Annotated in this window: 4 protein-coding genes and 5 pseudogenes; all 9 read right to left on the bottom strand. The window is 72.5% G+C overall.

The features are described 5' to 3' along the window. Window positions 1-20 precede the first annotated feature (20 nt). A pseudogene (locus OHA64_RS44745) lies at window positions 21-210 on the bottom strand (glycoside hydrolase family 15 protein); the annotation flags it as partial. Between the two features lie 201 nt (window positions 211-411). Then, the gene (locus tag OHA64_RS44740) at window positions 412-2,808 is read right to left on the bottom strand and encodes an ATP-binding cassette domain-containing protein (protein WP_405622961.1); all 2,397 of its coding nucleotides are present in this window, start codon (window positions 2,806-2,808) and stop codon (window positions 412-414) included. Between the two features lie 118 nt (window positions 2,809-2,926). Then, window positions 2,927-3,136, bottom strand: a pseudogene (locus OHA64_RS44735) (hypothetical protein); the annotation flags it as partial. 247 nt (window positions 3,137-3,383) lie between these two features. Then, the gene (locus OHA64_RS44730) at window positions 3,384-4,610 is read right to left on the bottom strand and encodes a cytochrome P450 (protein ID WP_405622960.1); all 1,227 of its coding nucleotides are present in this window, start codon (window positions 4,608-4,610) and stop codon (window positions 3,384-3,386) included. Window positions 4,611-4,644: 34 nt separating this feature from the next. Then, window positions 4,645-4,857: an MbtH family protein gene (locus OHA64_RS44725; protein ID WP_405622958.1), complete on the bottom strand. Its 213-nt coding sequence runs from the start codon at window positions 4,855-4,857 to the stop codon at window positions 4,645-4,647. Window positions 4,858-4,909: 52 nt separating this feature from the next. Continuing rightward, window positions 4,910-9,154, bottom strand: coding sequence for an amino acid adenylation domain-containing protein (locus tag OHA64_RS44720; RefSeq protein ID WP_405622957.1), 4,245 nt, complete (start codon window positions 9,152-9,154; stop codon window positions 4,910-4,912). Between the two features lie 51 nt (window positions 9,155-9,205). Then, a pseudogene (locus tag OHA64_RS44715) lies at window positions 9,206-10,528 on the bottom strand (condensation domain-containing protein); the annotation flags it as partial. Window positions 10,529-10,750: 222 nt separating this feature from the next. Next, window positions 10,751-10,849, bottom strand: a pseudogene (locus OHA64_RS44710) (phosphopantetheine-binding protein); the annotation flags it as partial. Window positions 10,850-10,978: 129 nt separating this feature from the next. Beyond that, window positions 10,979-17,020, bottom strand: a pseudogene (locus tag OHA64_RS44705) (amino acid adenylation domain-containing protein); the annotation flags it as partial. Between the last annotated feature and the right edge of the window lie 3 nt (window positions 17,021-17,023).

The following is a 17,023-nucleotide window of genomic DNA, read 5'->3' as shown; positions in this document are numbered from 1 at the left end:
CCGCCGTGGGAGCGGCGAGGTCAGTCGCCGAGGCGGGCGGCCGACTCGAGCAGCAGGGCGTGCGCGAAGGCCTGCGGGAGGTTGCCGCGCGACTGCCGCTGGGCGATGTCGAACTCCTCGGCGTGCAGGCCCGGTCCGCCGCAGGCGCCACGGTTGCGTTCGAACCAGCGGTACGCCTCGACGGCCCCGGCCCTGCCGGTGTTCGGCCAGTCCCCGATGGCCACGGTGGCATCGAGATCCGGGACGACCGGCCGCCAGGCCGCCTCGGTGGCCGCTCAGGCCCGGTCGCCTCGGGGCAGATCACCGGGCACGCCGGGCAGCTCGGTTCCGGCCTGACCTGTCGGAACGGGCACGGATTACGAGGAACGCACGAGTACCCAGGGACCCCGGGTACCCGCACGACCGCCTCGGTCAGGTGCCGACGTAGGCAGCGAGGTGTTCGCCGGTGAGAGTGGACCGGGCGGCGACGAGGTCGGCGGGCGTGCCCTCGAAGACGATCTTGCCGCCGTCGTGGCCGGCGCCGGGGCCCAGGTCGATGATCCAGTCGGCGTGTGCCATGACCGCCTGGTGGTGCTCGACGACGATGACCGACTTGCCGGAGTCGACGAGCCGGTCGAGCAGCCCGAGCAGTTGCTCGACGTCGGCGAGGTGGAGGCCGGAGGTCGGCTCGTCGAGGACCAGGACGCCGCCCTTGTCGGCCATGTGGGTGGCCAGCTTGAGCCGCTGCCGCTCGCCGCCGGACAGCGTGGTGAGCGGCTGGCCGAGGCTGAGGTAGCCGAGCCCGACATCGACGAGCCGCCCGAGCACGCGGTGCGCGGCCGGGGTGTGCGCCTCGCCCGCGCCGAAGAACTCCTCGGCCTCGCTCACCGACATAGCGAGGACCTCGCTGATGTCGCGCCCGCCGAGGTGGTACTCCAGCACCGATGCCTGGAACCGCTTGCCCTCGCACTCCTCGCAGGGGGTGGCGACGCCGGCCATCATCGCCAGGTCGGTGTAGATGACGCCGGCGCCGTTGCAGGTGGGGCAGGCGCCCTCGGAGTTGGCGCTGAACAGCGCCGGCTTCACACCGTTGGCTTTCGCGAATGCCTTGCGGATCGGTTCGAGCAGTCCGGTGTACGTCGCCGGATTACTGCGCCGCGAGCCGCGGATCGGGCTCTGGTCGACCGACACCACGTCCTCGCCGGCGGGAATCGACCCGTGCACGAGCGAGCTCTTGCCGGAGCCGGCGACACCGGTGACGACGCAGAGCACGCCGAGCGGGATGTCGACGTCGACGCCTTGCAGGTTGTGCGTCGCCGCGCCGCGGATCTCCAGCGTCCCGGCGGACTTGCGCACCGTGTCCTTGAGGGCGGCCCGGTCGTCGAAATGGCGGCCGGTGATGGTGCCGCCGACCCGCAGCCCCTCGACGGTGCCCTCGAAGCAGACGGTGCCGCCCCCCGTGCCGGCGCCGGGGCCGAGGTCGACGACGTGGTCGGCGATCGCGATGGTCTCCGGCTTGTGTTCCACGACGAGCACGGTGTTGCCCTTGTCCCGCAGCCGCAGCAGCAGGTCGTTCATCCGCTGGATGTCATGCGGGTGCAGGCCGATGGTGGGTTCGTCGAAGACGTACGTGATGTCGGTGAGCGACGACCCGAGGTGCCGGATCATCTTGACACGCTGCGCCTCGCCGCCCGACAGCGTGCCCGACGGCCGGTCGAGCGAGAGGTAGCCGAGGCCGATCTCCACGAACGACTCGAGGGTGCCCCGCAGCGCGGCGAGCAGCGGCGCCACCGACGGCTCGTCGAGGCCGCGGACCCACTGGGCCAGGTCCCTGATCTCCATCGCGCACGCGTCGGCGATGCTGATCCTCTTGATCTTCGACGAGCGGGCCCCCTCGCTGAGCCGGGTGCCCTCGCACTCGGGGCAGGTGGTGAAGGTGACCGCACGCTCCACGAATGCCCGGATGTGCGGCTGCAACGCCTCCTTGTCCTTGGACAGGAACGACTTCTGGATCTTGGGGATCAGCCCCTCGTAGGTGAGGTTGACGCCGTTGACCTTGACCTTCACCGGCTCCCCGTAGAGGAAGTCCTGCATCTCCTTCTTGGTGTATCTGCGGATCGGCTTGTCCGGGTCGACGAAGCCGGACTGGGCGTAGACCTGCACGGTCCACTGACTGTCCGACTTCCATCCGGGGATGGTGAACGCGCCCTCGGCCAGCGACTTGGAGTCGTCGTAGAGCTGGGTGAGGTCGATGTCGGAGACCGAGCCCCGGCCCTCGCAGCGCGTGCACATGCCGCCGGTGCGGTTGAAGGTCGCCTTCACGGTCCTGGTCTTGGCGTCGCCCCGGTCGACGGTGATCCCACCGCTCGCCCGGACCGAGGCGGTGTTGAAGGAGTACGCGCTGGGCGGACCGATGTGCGGCTTGCCGAGCCGGCTGAAGAGGATGCGCAGCATCGCGTTGGCGTCGGTGGCGGTGCCGACCGTGGAGCGGGGGTCGGCGCCCATCCGCTGCTGGTCGACGCTGATCACGGTGGTCAGCCCGTCGAGGACGTCGACCTCGGGCCGCGCCAGCGTCGGCATGAAGCCCTGCACGAAGGCGCTGTAGGTCTCGTTGATCAGGCGTTGCGACTCCGCGGCGATCGTGTCGAACACCAGCGAGCTCTTGCCGGAGCCGGAGACGCCGGTGAACACCGTCAGCCGGCGCTTCGGGATCTCGATGCTGACGTCCTTGAGGTTGTTCTCGCGCGCGCCGTGCACACGGATCAGGTCGTGGCTGTCGGCAACGTGCGGCGCAGGCGACTGCGAGTCCGTCGTGGTGGCCATGCTCATCGTGTCTCCGTCTCTCGGAATCTCTCGGGCGGGGCCGCTGCGCGGTCTCCGTCGGCGTCGCCTGGCTCGATCCGACCCGTTTCGGGCAGTGCGTCTGGTTCTACTTCGTCCCGTGTGGTCACGGCAACGGTCGTCTGTCGGTCACCTGATGCACGGTCGGCCAGGGGCACGCTCGGCGCTTCTCCTGGATGCGGATCAGGTGGCCGACGGGATCGCGGAAGGCACGGTCGCGCACGCCGTGCGGCTGCGGACACAGGACGACGGACGGGCCGGCTCGCTCGGCGGGGCCGACCGTCATCCAGCGCATCCCGTCGCAGCGGACGTCTGAGATCCATGGCGGTCACGCTAGCCGCGGCCGACGGCCACCGCTTCTCGATTCCTGATCGGTCTGCTCACCGTTTCCACCACGCGGGCCGAACCCGCAGGCCGACGTCCCCGCAGAGGCGTCCCCGCGGAACGGCGCCCTCGCAGGCCGGCGTCCCCGCAGGCCGGCGTCCCCGCAGGCCGGCGTCCGCGCGGCCACTTACGTCGCACCGTTGCCCGGCGCGAGGCTGCGGGCGGAGCCGCCGGACTTCCTACGCGCCCTTCAGCACCAGCGGCAGGGAGCTGAGCCCGCTGAGGAAGTTGGAGTAGACGGGCCGGGCCGGGCCGGTCTGTTCCATCTGTGCCACCTGGTCGCGCAGCCCGGCCAGTACCGCCCCGATCTCGGCCCGGGCCAGGTACGCGCCGAGGCAGAAGTGCGGGCCGTAGGCGAAGGTGACGTGCTTGTTCGGGGTGCGGTCCAGACGTAGCGACTCGGGGGCGTCGAAGACCCGTTCGTCGTGGTTGGCGGAGGTGTTCCACACGGTGACGATGTCCCCTGCCCTGATGTGCCGCCCGCCCACCTCGGTGTCGGTGGTCGCGGTGCGTCCCGAGTGCAGGGCGGGGGTCGTCCAGCGGAGCGTCTCCTCCACGGCGGTGTCGATTCCGGCGTCGCCACGCCTGAGCGCCTGCCATTGATCGGGATGGTCGAGGAGCGCGAGGGCGGCGCCGACCATGGACAACCGAGCGGTCTCGTCGCCGCCGAGGATGAGGCTGTAGCAGTTGAGCATGATCTCGTCGTCGTCCAGCGGCAGCCCGTTCACCCGGCTTCCGGCCAGCAGCGCGATGACGTCCGCATGGCCGCCCTCGCGCCGGTCGCGTGCGAGGCCGGCGAAGTAGAGCAGGATCTCACTCTTGGCGATCCATGCGTCGGCCGCCGTACTGTCCGCCTCGTGCGAGCCCAGTGCCGACGAGGTCAGGCTCAGCACGTGCGCCCGGTCGCTGTCGGGCACGCCGAGCAGATCGCAGATGGCGCCGAGAGGGATGCCCGCCGCCACGTCAGCGGCGAAGTCGCAGTCGCCCTTCTCGATCGCGTCCCGCAGCAGCCGCTCCACCGTGCGCCGCACACTTGCGACGATCGGCTCCAGGGCGCGCGGCGAGAACGCGGACAGCAGGATGCGGCGCAGCCCGGTGTGTCGTGGACCGTCGGTGATCGCGAGCATGCGGCCGGCCGCGGAGTCCCCGCCGGCCAGCAGGGTCTCCAGGACGTTGCCGCCTTCGGAGGTGAAGCGTGCGCTGTCCCGGTAGACGGAGGTGACGTCGGCGTGCCGGGTCACCACCCAGAAGCCGGGTGCGGAGTCGGTGGCCGGGTTCCAGTGGACCGGCTCGTGCTCCCGCAGGTGGCGCCACACGGCGGACAGGTCGCTGTCCGCGTGCAGCCGCGGATCGGCCAGGTTCAGGGTCGCGAGCTCGTCCGGGGCGATCGTCCGCCGTGTGGTCATCCCGTCAGCCTCCCGTCGTCCTTTCCGGTCCTCGTCACTCGCCCATGGCCCGGATCAGGCTCTTGGGCCGCATGTCGGTCCAGTGCTCCTCGACGTAGTCCAGGCACTCCTGCCGACTCGCGCGGCCGTGGACTGCCGTCCATCCCGCCGGGATCTCGGCGAAGGCGGGCCACAGCGAGTGCTGGCCCTCGTCGTTCACCAGCACGAAGTGTTCAAGGCTGTGGTCGTCGAACGGGTTGGTGGTCATGGGAGTCGCTCCTGTCGGGTTCGGCGGGTCGGGTTCGGTGTATCGGGTGCTGTCAGATGCCGTGGAGCCGCCGGTGGAGCACGGGTCCGATCCGGTCCAGCGCGCCGAGCCGGGTCATCTCGCCGTGGGCGCACGGGATGTCGTGGTTGTGGACGCGGCCCTCGACGTACGGCTGCCAGGAGCCGTGCCGGTCCGGGCGCGCGTCCGGATCCTGGGCCGCGGTGAAGAACAGGAGGTCACCGCGGTACGAAGCGGGGGCGAACTCCTCCAGGAGGCGCCGGTTGTTCGCCGTCACCTCGACCAGTGCGGCGAGTTCGGGATCGTCGAGGCTGCCCGGCAGGTCGGTGACGCACCGGACCAGTTCCGCGAACCGGACGTCCGTCAGCTCTTCCTCCTCGGCCGGAAGCGGGCGCCCCAGGATGGACAGCAGACTGCGCAGCACGGTCGGCCGGTCGCTCCGACGCGGGCCCTGGCTCGTCCACGCCCCGGGGAAGGAGTCGAACATCGCCAGCAGCGCGACCCGCTCCCCCGCTGCCTGGAGGGTCGTGGCGACCCCGTGCGCGACAAGTCCGCCCATCGAGTAACCCAGCAGGTGGTACGGGCCCGTCGGCTGGACCTCGCGGATCAGCGCCGTGTGTCCGGCGACCGCCTCCGCGAGACTGCCCGACCGTGCGGCCCCCGGGACCAGTCCTCGGGACTGGAGCCCGTACAGCGGCCTGCCGGCGTCGAGGTGCCGGGTCAGCCCGGCGAAGCCCCAGGCCAGCCCGGAGGCCGGCGGCAAACAGAAAAGGGGCTCCCGGTCGCCTCGGGTGCGGAGCGGAAGCAGGACATCGAGTGCGGCCGTGCCGGAGGACGGGGCGGAGCCGGGGGGCGAGGCGGCATCGGAGGGCGGGACGGGACCGGAGAATGGGGCGGCGTCGGGGAGCGAGGATGCGAGGGCGTTCGCCGTGCCCGAGTCCGAGGCGATGGCGGCGGTCGCCGTCCAGGAATCCGGGGCCGCGACGACGTTCGCCCTGCCGGATGTCGGGGCCTCGACAGGGTTCGTCCTGTCGTCCACGTCCAGTCGCCGCGCGAGCGCCGCCACCGTGGGTGTCTCGAAGAGCGTGCGTACGGGCAGCGGGGTGTCGAAGTCCGTTCGGATCCGGGCGGTCAGTCGTGGTGCCAGCAGGGAGTGCCCGCCGAGGTCGAAGAAGCTGTCGTCGACACCGACGCGGCGGGGATCGAGGCCGAGGACCTCGGCGAAGAGCGACCGCAGCTTCTCCTCCGTGTCCGTGCGCGGGGCGGCACCGTGTGCCTGACGGGCCGTGGAGCCCGGCGCGGGCAGGGCCTTGCGGTCCAGTTTGCCGCTGGCGGTGAGCGGCAGCGCGTCCAGGACGAGGACCGCCGGCGGCACCATGTGGGCGGGGAGTGCCCGAGCCAGATGTGCGCGCAGCACATCGGTGCCGATCGTCGCCTCCCCGGCGACGGGCACGGCGTAGGCGACGAGTTGCTTCTCGCCACGCGGGTCCTCGCGCACGGCCGCCGCCGCCTTCGAGACCGCCGGATGGTCCGCCAACACGGCCTCGATCTCGCCGAGTTCGACTCGGAAGCCGCGGATCTTCACCTGGTGGTCGGTCCGGCCGAGGAAACGCAGCTGTCCGTCGAAGCCGCGGACCGCCAGGTCGCCCGTCCGGTACATCCGCTCCCCCGGCTCGCCGAACGGGTCGGCGACGAACCGTTGCCCCGTCAGTCCAGGCCGGCCGAGGTAGCCGCGCGCGGGGCCGCCGCCGGACAGATAGACCTCCCCCTGCACTCCGGCGGGAACGGGGTGCAGGGCCTGGTCGAGGAGAAGGAGGCGGTTGCGGGCGAGGGGGCGGCCGAGCGGCGGCGGGCCGTCCTTGTGATACGGGTCGAGGTCGGACTGCCAGGCGGTCGCGTAGATGGTCGCCTCGGTCGGCCCGTAGAAGTTGACGATCCGGGCTCCCGGGAAGGTCGCTTCGAGGTCGGCGAGCAGTTGCTCGGGAACGGGCTCGCCGCCCAGCGCGACCACCCGCGCGGAGACGTCCGGGCGGCCGGCGACGACCGTGGCCATGACCGACGGCACCCCGCTGATCAGGCTCGCGTCCCAGTGGTCCGAGCCGTCCCGGCCTTCACGGCCCTGCGCGGTGAGGGCCAGCAGATTGTCGACGATCTCGATCCGGCCACCGCACAGCAACGGCGAGAAGATCTCGAACACGGACACGTCGAAGTTGAGCGAGGTCGAGAACAGCACCTTGGCCAACCGCTCGGGGCCGAGCGCGGTGTGCGTCCACGCGACGAACTCGGCCACGCTTCGATGGGTGGCCGCCACTCCCTTGGGCCGACCGGTGGAGCCGGAGGTGTAGGTGACGCAGGCGAGGTTGTCGGGAGACAAGTCACCCCCTGCCAAAGGGTCTTGGCGGTCAGCCAGATCGACCTGCTCGACGGGTCCGTCAAGAAGCAGCGTCGCGGTCCCCGAGGGCAACACCGCAGCCGTCCGGCTGGTCGCGAGGACGACGACCGGCCGGGCGTCGTCCACGATGTGGGCGAGACGGTCGGGCGGATAGGCGGGGTCGAGCGGCAGATAGGCCGCGCCGGACTTCAGAACGGCGAGGACGGCGGTGACCAGATCCGCCGTGCGGGGCAGCGCGATGCCGACGATCCGTTCGGGGCCGGACCCGAGGGCGGCGAGGCGACGGGCCAACCGCTCGGCTCGGGAGTCCAGTTCGCGGTACGTCAGCGAGTCGCCGTGGTCCAGCACCGCCTCGGCGTCCGCGGTGGCCGCGGCCTGGGCCGTCCACAGGTCGGTGAGCGTGCGGGTCGCGGGCGCCGGGGTGGGGGCGGGCGTCAGGGCTCGGTGTTCGTCGCGGGGCGCGAGTCCGAGGCGGCCGAGCGGGAGTTCCGGGTCGACGGCCATCAACTCCAGGAGCCGTACGAGACGGGCCAGCGTGGCATCGGCCCAGTCGGCGTCGAAGAGGTCGGGCCGGTAGGCGAGCCGGAAGCGCGGCCGGGGGCCCGGAAGCGCGACCAGGGTCACCGGGTAGTGGGTCGCGTCGCGGCCGTCCGTGCCGACGACACACAGGCCGTCACCACGGCCCGAGGCGCTCCCCTCCGTGCTGTCGTCCGTCTTCCCGTCCCTGCTGTCGTCCGTCTTCCCTTCCGTCTTCCTGTCCGTGCTGTCGTCCGTGTTCCCGTCCGTGTTCCCGTCCGTGTTCCCGTCCGTGCTGTCGTCCATCGGGTAGTTCTCGAACACGACCAGTGTGTCGAAGAGTTCGGGGACGCCGGCCGCCCGTTGAATGTCGGCGAGCCCGAGGTGGTGGTGGTCGAGGAGGCGGACGTATCCCTCCTGCACGCGCCGCAGCAGGCCGCTCAGCGGCTCGTCGGGGCGCAGTCGGACACGGGTGGGGATGGTGTTGATGAACAGGCCGACCATCGATTCGACACCCGGCAGCTCGGCCGGCCGGCCGGAGACGGTGGCGCCGAAGACGACGTCGTCGTGTCCCGTCGTCCGGCTCAGCAGGATCGCCCAGGCGGTCTGGACGAGGGTGTTGACGGTGACGCCCAGGCTCCGGGCCAGCGCGGTCAGGGCAGTGCCGGATTCTGTCGTCAACTCGATCCGGGACTGGGCGAGTTCGCCCGAGCCGCGGCCGTCGACGGCGTGCGGGGCAAGACGGGTCGGTTCGGTCAGTCCGGCCAGCGCGTCCCGCCAGGCGGCCGCGGCGACGGGACGGTCCCGGCGGCCCAGCCAGTCCAGGAAGGTGCGGTAGGGCGGAGCCGGGGGCAGGGCGGCGGGGTCACCGCCGGACTCGTACAGGGCGAGGAGTTCGCGCAGCAGGACGGCGACCGACCACCCGTCGAGCAGGATGTGGTGGTGGGTGAGGAGCAGCCGGTGCCGGGTCGGGCCGGTGCGGGCCAGGGTGCACCGGATCAGTGGCGGGGTGGCGGGGTCGAATCCCCGGTCCCGGTCCTCGTCGAGCAGGCGGGACCACGCCGCCTCGGGGTCGGGGCCGGTCAGGTCGGTCTCGCGCCACGGCAGCACCGCCCGGCGGGGTACGACCTGCACGGGCCGGCCGCCGCGCCGGCGCCGGAAGGCCGCCCGGAGGGTCGGGTGCCGGTCCAGCAGGGCCTGGGCGGCGGCGCGCAACCGGCCCGCGTCCACGGTGCCGTCGAGGTCGAAGACCAGCTGGACCAGGTAGACGTCGGGGGCGTCGCGTTCGTGCTCGTACAGGGCGTGGAAGAGCAGGCCTTCCTGGAGCGGGGTCAGGGGAAGTACGTCGACCTGCGCGGGCTGCGTCGTCATGTGCGTCTCACCGTCTGTGTGTGTAGGTGTCGCCGTCTCCTTCGGGCGGCGCTAGCCGTCGAGGCCCGCTCCGAGTTCGTCGAGTTCGTCGAGGCCCGCGGTGAGTTCGTCGAGTTCGTCCTGGGAGAGGTCGAGAGCCGTCGGCCCCGACGCGTGGACGGCCCGTGCGGCGAGTGCGGTGAGCGCGGCGAACCAGGCCTCGCCCAGAGCCCGTACCTCCGCCTCGGTCAGCACCCCGTCCGGCCAGGACCAGTCGGCGACCAGTCGGGGGCCGTCGTCGGAGTCGTGGACGACGGCGTTGAGGTCGAGGGCGTGCGCGGCGGCGAGTCCGGGGTCGGTGCCGCCGCCGAGCGCGGCGGACTCCGGGGCGAAGCCCCATTCGGCGGTGTCGGCGGGCGCGGTGAACCTGCCCAGGTAGTTGAATCCGATCGAGGGTGCGGGAGGGTCGGCCAGTCCCGGTGCCGTGTCGGGGTTGAGGTAGCGCAGCAGGCCGAACCCGAGTCCGCGGTCGGGCAGTTGGCGGAGCCGCTCGTCGACCCTCCGGACCGCGCTCTCGGCGGCGGGTCCGGCGGACCGGGCGTCGGCGAGGTCCAGGCCGTCGAGGTCGAGGTGGACGGGGTAGAGCGAGGTGAACCAGCCGACGGTGCGGGACAGGTCGACGCCGGGCGCCAATTCCTCCCGGCCGTGTCCCTCGACGTCCACGAGGACGTGCGGGTCGCCCTGCCGGTCGGCGACGGCGAGGGCGAGGCCGGTGAGCAGCACGCCGTGGGTGCCGGTGTCGAAGGCGGACGGGACGGTGGTGAGCAGCGGCCCGGTCACCTCGGGCGGCAGGGTGAGGCGGAGCGAACGGGTGGTGGCGGCGGTGTCCCGCGCGGGGTCGAGCGGCCGGGCGCCCAGGGGTGTGCGCGGGGCGGCGAGGATACGGCGCCACAGCTCGCCCTCGGCGATGCGTGCGGGCCGTAGGGCCTCCTCCGCAAGCAGTCCGGACCAGCGCCGGAACGATGTGCCGACCGGCGGAAGCTTGGGTGCCCGACCCTGAGTGACGGCCGTCCACGCCGCCTCCAGGTCGGGCACCAGGATCCGCCAGGACACACCGTCCACGGCCAGGTGGTGGACGACCAGCAGGAGACGGCCGGCGCGGTCGGGCCCGGCGTCGAACCACACGGCCCGCAGCACCGCCCCGGCGGCCGGGTCGAGTAGCCCGCGGACCCGGTCGAACTCCTCGGCCACGGTCGCGCGCAGGTCGTCGGCCCCGGTGACGTCGTAGCGGTCGAGGAGGTCGGCGGCGCGGACGCGGCCGGCCGGGCGGACGTCGAGGTCGCCGGCGGGCGTGAGCCGGGCGCGGAGCACCGCGTGGTGGTCGAGCACCGCTTGCAGGGCCTCGGTCAGGCGCGGCAGTCCGGCGCCCGCCGGGACGGTCAGCAGGACGGACTGGCTGAGTTGGTCGATCGGTCCGCCGCGTTCCAGCAGCCACCGCATCACAGGGACCAGCGGCACCGGGCCGACTCCGTCGTCGCCGGGACTGCCCGCGCCCACCGGACCGCGCGCGACGCCCGCGAGGCCGGCCACCGTCTGGTGTTCGAACACATCCCGAGGACTGATCACGACCCCGGCCTCCGCTGCCCGGCTCACCAGGCGGATGGACGCGATGCTGTCCCCGCCGAGGGCGAAGAAACCCTGGTCGAGCGGTACGTCGGTCAGTTTGAGGAGGTCTCGGAACAGGTCGGCGAGGACCTGTTCGGCAGGGGTGGCCGGCTCCCGGCCGCCCGGGGTCGCGGTCGGTGTGGGGGCGGGCAGGGCCTTGCGGTCGAGTTTCCCGTGCGGGGTCAGCGGCAGGGTGTCGAGGACGACGACGGCCGACGGCACCATGTAGTCGGGCAGGGTCCGCTCCGCGTACCGGCGCAGCTCCGCCGGGTCGGGGACGAAGGAATTCCCTGAGCCCACGGAAGTCCCGGACCCCAGGGACGTCCCCGATCCGACGGATGCCTCGGGCACGACATACGCGACGAGGCGCCGCTCCCCCGGCTCGTCCTCCCGGGCCACCACCGCGGCCCGGGCGATGTGCGGGTGCCGGACCAGTACGGCCTCGATCTCGCCGGGTTCGACACGGAAGCCGCGGATCTTCAGCTGGTCGTCCGCCCGGCCGACGTACTGCAGCTCGCCGTCGGCCGTCCAGCGCACCAAGTCGCCCGTGCGGTACATGCGTTCACCGGGTCCGCCGAACGGATCGGCGACGAACCTTCCGGCCGAGAGCCCCGGCCGTCCGAGATAGCCGCGCGCCACGCCCGCCCCGGCCAGGTACAACTCGCCCACCACACCGGGCGGGACGGGCCGAAGCCAGTCGTCCAGGACATGGGTCCGGGTGTCGGCGACCGGGCGTCCGACGGGCGGGGGCCGGTCTCCGGAGAGCGGCACGCTGATCGTGGCGCACACCGTCGACTCGGTCGGCCCGTAGGCGTTGGCCATCAGCCTGCCGGGGGCCCAGCGGGCCACCAGCTCGCCGGAACAGGCCTCCGCCCCCACGATCAGCGTCCGCAGTTCGGGATGGTCGCCGGTGGGCAGCGTGGCGAGGGCGGCGGGCGGGACGAGGGCGTGGGTGATCGCCCCGTCGCTGAGCGCCCGCTCCAGGGTCTCGCCGACCAGCGGTCCGTCGGCCGTCGGCACCACCAGCGTCCCGCCCGAGGCGAACGCCATCAGCAGCTCCATCACCGACGCGTCGAATCCCGGCGCGGAGAACTGCAGCACCCGGGAGCCCGGTCCGAGGCCGAAGCGCTCGATCTGGGTGCGGGCGAGCGCGGCGAGCCCACGGTTCTCGACGACGACACCCTTCGGCACGCCCGTGGAGCCCGAGGTGTGGATGACGTACGCGGCGTGCCGCGGGTGGTACGTCGTCGGCAGCTCTCCGGGGTCGCCCGCCACCGTCACGTCCGTGATCACGTATGCCGGTTGGGCGTCGCCCAGGACGAGGTCGACGCGCTCGCGGGGCAACCCGGGGTCCACCGGCAGGAAGGCCGCACCGGCCAGCGCGACCGCCAGGACCGCGATGATCCGGTCCACGGAACGCGGCATCAGCAACGCCACCACATCGCCGGGACGAACTCCCTTCCCGGCCAGCACGCGGGCCAACTCCTCGGCGTACGCGTCCAGTTCGTCGTACGAGAGTTCGTTGAGGGCTGGTGCGTCGGGGGTCTTGCGGGCCTGGGCGCGGAACAGTTCGGCCAGGGAGGCGGCGGGTACGTCGGCCTGGGTGCCGTTCCAGTCCTCCAGTTGCCGCTGTTCGTCGCCGTCGAGGAGGTCGATGTCACCGATGGGCCGGTCCGGGTCGGTGACGACGGCGGCGAGGAAACGGGCGAGGCGTCGGGTGAGGCGCTCGGCGGTGTCGGGGTCGAACAGGTCGGTGCTGTACTCGGCGACGCCGTCGATGCCGGCCGCGGAGCCGTCGGCGGTGCGGTGCTCCGTCAGGTACAGGGAGAGTTCGAAGCGGGCGGCCCCGGTCTCCACGGGTTCGCGGTCGACACGCAGGCCGGGCAGGGACAGGGTCGGCTCGGTGGTGTGGCCGGTGAAGGCGAGCATGACCTGGAAGAGGGGGTGGCGGGCGAGGGTGCGTTCCGGGCTGAGGGCGTCCACCAGGAGGTCGAAGGGCACGTCCTGGTGGGCGTAGGCGGCCAGGTCGACGTCCCGGACGCGGTGCAGGAGTTCCCGGAAGGTGGGGTTGCCCGAGGTGTCGGTGCGCAGGGTGAGGCTGTTGACGAAGAACCCGACGACGTCGTCGAGCCTGCCGTCGGTCCGTCCGGCGACCGGGGTGCCGACGGGGATGTCGGTGCCGCAGCCGAGGCGGGTCAGCAGGGCGGCCAGTCCGGCCTGGAGCACCATGAAGAGGGTGACGCGTGAGGACGCTGCCAGGCCGGCGAGCGCGGTGTGCAGCTCCGCGTCGAGGGCGACGGCGGCCCGGTCGCCTCGGCCGCTGGGTTCGGCGGGCCGCGGACGGTCGGACGGGAGGGGCAGTTCCTCGGGGGATCCGTTCAACGCCTCCTTCCAGAACGTTGTCTGACGTGTCAGCAGGCTGTCGCTTGAGTCCTCCGGTCCGAGCAGGGCTCGCTGCCAGCATGCGAAGTCGGCGTAGGCGACGGGCAGCGGACGCCACTCGGGGGCACGCCCTGCCGAGCGGGCCGCGTACGCGGTCTCCAGGTCACGCGTCAGCGGGGCCATGGACCAGCCGTCGACTGCGATGTGGTGGGCGAGCAGCAGCAGGACGTGGGTGTCGGCCCCGAGTTCGTACAGGGTGGCGCGCAGCGGCAGGTCGGTGGCGAGGTCGAAGCGGTGGCCCGCGGCGGCGGTGAGCAGGGCGGGCAGGTCCGCTTCGGTGGCCGGGACGACCGTGACATGCGGGCGGGCGGCGTCCGCGTCGAGGACGCGCTGGTACGGGGTGCCCTGGAGGTCCGGGTAGAGGGTGCGCAGCGGCTCGTGCCGAGCGACGACGTCGGCGAGGGCGGCCGTCAGGGCGGGCGTGTCGAGGGGGCCGGTGAGGCGCAGGGCCCAGGGGACGGTGTAGGTGGTGTTGCCGCCGTCGAGTCGGCTCATGAACCACAGGCGCTGCTGTGCGTACGACAGCGGGAGCGGGTCGGGACGCCGGTCCTGGCGGGTGAGTTCGGGGCGCGACTGGTGCTCCGTCTCGCTCGCCCGGGCCGCGAGTCCGGCCGGGGTCTGGGCCTCGAAGACGGCCCGGACGGGCAGCGCGGTGCCGAGCGCGGCCCTGATCCGGTCGGCCAGGCGCATGGCGAGCAGCGAGTCGCCTCCGAGCTCGAAGAAGGCGTCGTCCCCGCCCACCCGGTGCGCGTCGAGGCCGAGAACGTCCGCGAACAGGCCGCACATGATCTCCTCCTGCGGGGTGCGCGGCGCACGCCCTGGCGACGTACCGGTCGCGGCGGCGGGCGCCGGCAGGGCGGCGCGGTCGAGTTTGCCGTTGGCGGTCAGCGGCAGCCGGTCCAGGACCACGACGGCCGAGGGTGCCATGTGGTCCGGGAGCGTACGGGCCGCGTGCTGCCGTACGGACGTCGGGTCGGGGGTGTGCCGGGGGTCGGCGGGAACGACGTACCCGACCGGGCGGCGGTCCCGCACCAGGACCACGGCCCGGTCCACCTCCGGGTGGGTGGCGAGCGCGGCCTCGATCTCGCCGAGCTCGACCCGGAAGCCCCGGATCTTGACCTGGTCGTCGGCCCGGCCGACGTACTCCAGCTCTCCGTCGGACGTCCGGCGCACCAAGTCGCCCGTGCGGTACATCCGGTCGCCGGGCGGGCCGAAGGGGTCCGCCAGGAACCGTCCCGACGTCAGGCCCGGTCGCCCCAGATAGCCGCGCGCCAGGCCCGCCCCGGCGACGTACAGCTCACCGGTGACGCCCGAGGGCACGAGCCGCAGGCCGTCGTCCAGGACGTGGGCGCGCAGGTCGGGGATGGTCGCACCGATCCCGTTCGCCGCACGCGGGGTCAGCGGCAGACCCGTGACGTGGACGGTCGTCTCGGTGATCCCGTACATGTTCACCAGGGCGGGAGCGTCCTGCGGGTGCCGTGTGTACCACTCGGCGACGTGCGCGACGTCGAGGGCCTCACCGCCGAAGACGACATACCGGAGCGTCAGATCGTGTGCCACGTCCGGGAGTTCGGCGTCCGCGCGGAGCAGCTCGCCGAACGCCGACGGCGTCTGGTTCAGCACGGTGACCCGCTCGCGTGCCAACAGCCGCAGGAATTGGGCCGGTTCACGGCTGACCTCGAACGGTACGACGACGAGAGTGCCGCCGTGCAGTAGCGCTCCCCACAGCTCCCAGACCGAGAAGTCGAAGGCGTAGGAGTGGAACAGCGTCCACACGTCGTCCGGACCGAAGTCGAACCAGTGCCGGGTGGACTCGAAGAGCCGGACGACGTTGCGGTGCGGTACGGCAACGCCCTTGGGGCGGCCGGTGGAGCCGGAGGTATAGATGACGTAGGCGATGTGATCGCCGGTCAGGTGCGGGGCGAGGGGGCCGCCGGGCGGCTCGGGGAGCGGCTCGTCCAGCGCCAGTACGGGTACGTCGGAGGCGGGCAGGCCGACGGACACCTCGCCGGTCGTCACCAGGAGCACCGGGGCGGAGTCGCCCAGCATGAAGGCCAGCCGCTCCGCCGGGTACGCGGGGTCCATCGGCACGTACGCGGCACCGCACTTGAGCACCGCGAGCACGGCCACCACCAGTTCGGGCGAGCGAGGCAGCGCGAGCGCCACCAGCCGTTCGGGCCCGGCGCCTCGAGCCGCGAGCACCCGGGCCAGGCGGTCGGCCCTGGCGTCGAGTTCGGCGTAGGTGAGGCGGGTGTCGTCGTGCACGACGGCGGTCGCGTCGGGAGTGCGGGACGCCTGACGGGCGAACAGCTCGGGCAGGGTGGCCGGGACGATCTCCCCGGCGCGACCCGTGCCAGTGGTCCGGGTGGTCCGAGTGGTCCGGGTGGGTGCCTCGCCCAGCAGGCGTTCCCGCTCCCCTGGCAGGAGTACTTCCACCTCGCGGGCGGCGCGTCGGCGTGGGTCGGCGACTATGGCTTCCAGGGTGGCGGCGAACCGGTCCAGGAGGGTCCGGGCGCCTGTCTCGTCGTGCAGGTCGGGCCGGTAGGAGAGGCGCAGGGCGAGACGGCGGGCGGGCAGCACGGCGAGGGTGAGGGGGTAATGGGTGGCGTCTCGGCCGGAGAGCTGGCTGACCCTGGACGCTCCGGGGCCGCTCTGGACCGGGTGGTTCTCGAAAGCGAGCAGGGTGTCGAAGAGGTCGCCGCCGGTGCCGGTGCCCGCCGCGCGGCGGATGTCGGCGAGGCCCAGATGCTGGTGGGGAAGCAGGGCGGCCTGACGGTCCTGGAGTCCGGTGAGAAGGTCCGCGAGGGTCCCGTCCTCGTCCCAACGCACCCGGGTGGGCACGGTGTTGATGCAGAAGCCGACCATCGATGCGACGTTCGGCAGCTCGGGCGGACGGACGGTGACGGTCTGCCCGAACACGATGTCGGTGCGGCCGGTAAGGCGGCCCAGCAGCATGCCCCACGCGCCCTGCACGAGCGTGTTGAGGGTGACGCCGAGGGAGCGGGCCGTCGTGTCGGCGGCCGAGGTCAGCTCCTCAGAGAGCTCGACGACGAGTTCCTCGGGCAGGACGGTCGTGGCGCCGACGCCGACGCCGACGCCCGAGGCCGCTGTGCCTGTGCCTGTGCCTGTGCCTGTGCCTGTGCCTGTGAGGAGGCTCGGCTCGTCCATCTCGGACAGGGCGTCCCGCCAGGCGTTCTTGGCGGCGGTGCGGTCCTGGCGTGTCAGCCAGGCGAGGTAGTCGCGGTAGGCGGGCGCCGGCGGCAGGGCGGTGGGGTGCTCGCCCGCGTACAGGGCGCCGAACTCCCGTACCAGCAGCTGCTTCGACCAGCCGTCCAGCAGGATGTGGTGGTTGGTGACGACCAGCCGGTGGCAATCCGAGGACCAGCGGACCAGCAGATACCTGAGGAGGGGCGGCCTGGTGAGGTCGAAGCGGCGGGTGCGCTCCTCGTCGAGCAGCCGCTGCCACTCCTTGTCCCGTTCGACCTCCCCGAGTTCCGCCAAGTCGGCTTCTGTCCAGGGCAGTTCGACGTCCGTCGGCACGATCTGCACGGGCGGCCCGGATTCCCGGCGGCGGAAGCAGGCGCGCAGATTGGGGTGCCGGTCGAGCAGGGCCTGCCCGGCGGCGCGTACGGCGGCGGGGTCGACCGGGCCGGTCAGCTCCAGGATCTGCTGGGCGGCGTAGACGTCGGGGGCGTGTTCGTCGTCGTAGAGGGCATGGAAGAGCAGGCCTTCCTGCAACGGCGACAGGGGCAGGATGTCGGCGATACCGGACCGAGTCACCGT

The sequence above is a fragment of the Streptomyces sp. NBC_00076 genome (assembly GCF_045041235.1).
Taxonomy (GTDB): Bacteria; Actinomycetota; Actinomycetes; order Streptomycetales; family Streptomycetaceae; genus Streptomyces.
This window is presented reverse-complemented; position numbering and strand designations above follow the sequence as displayed.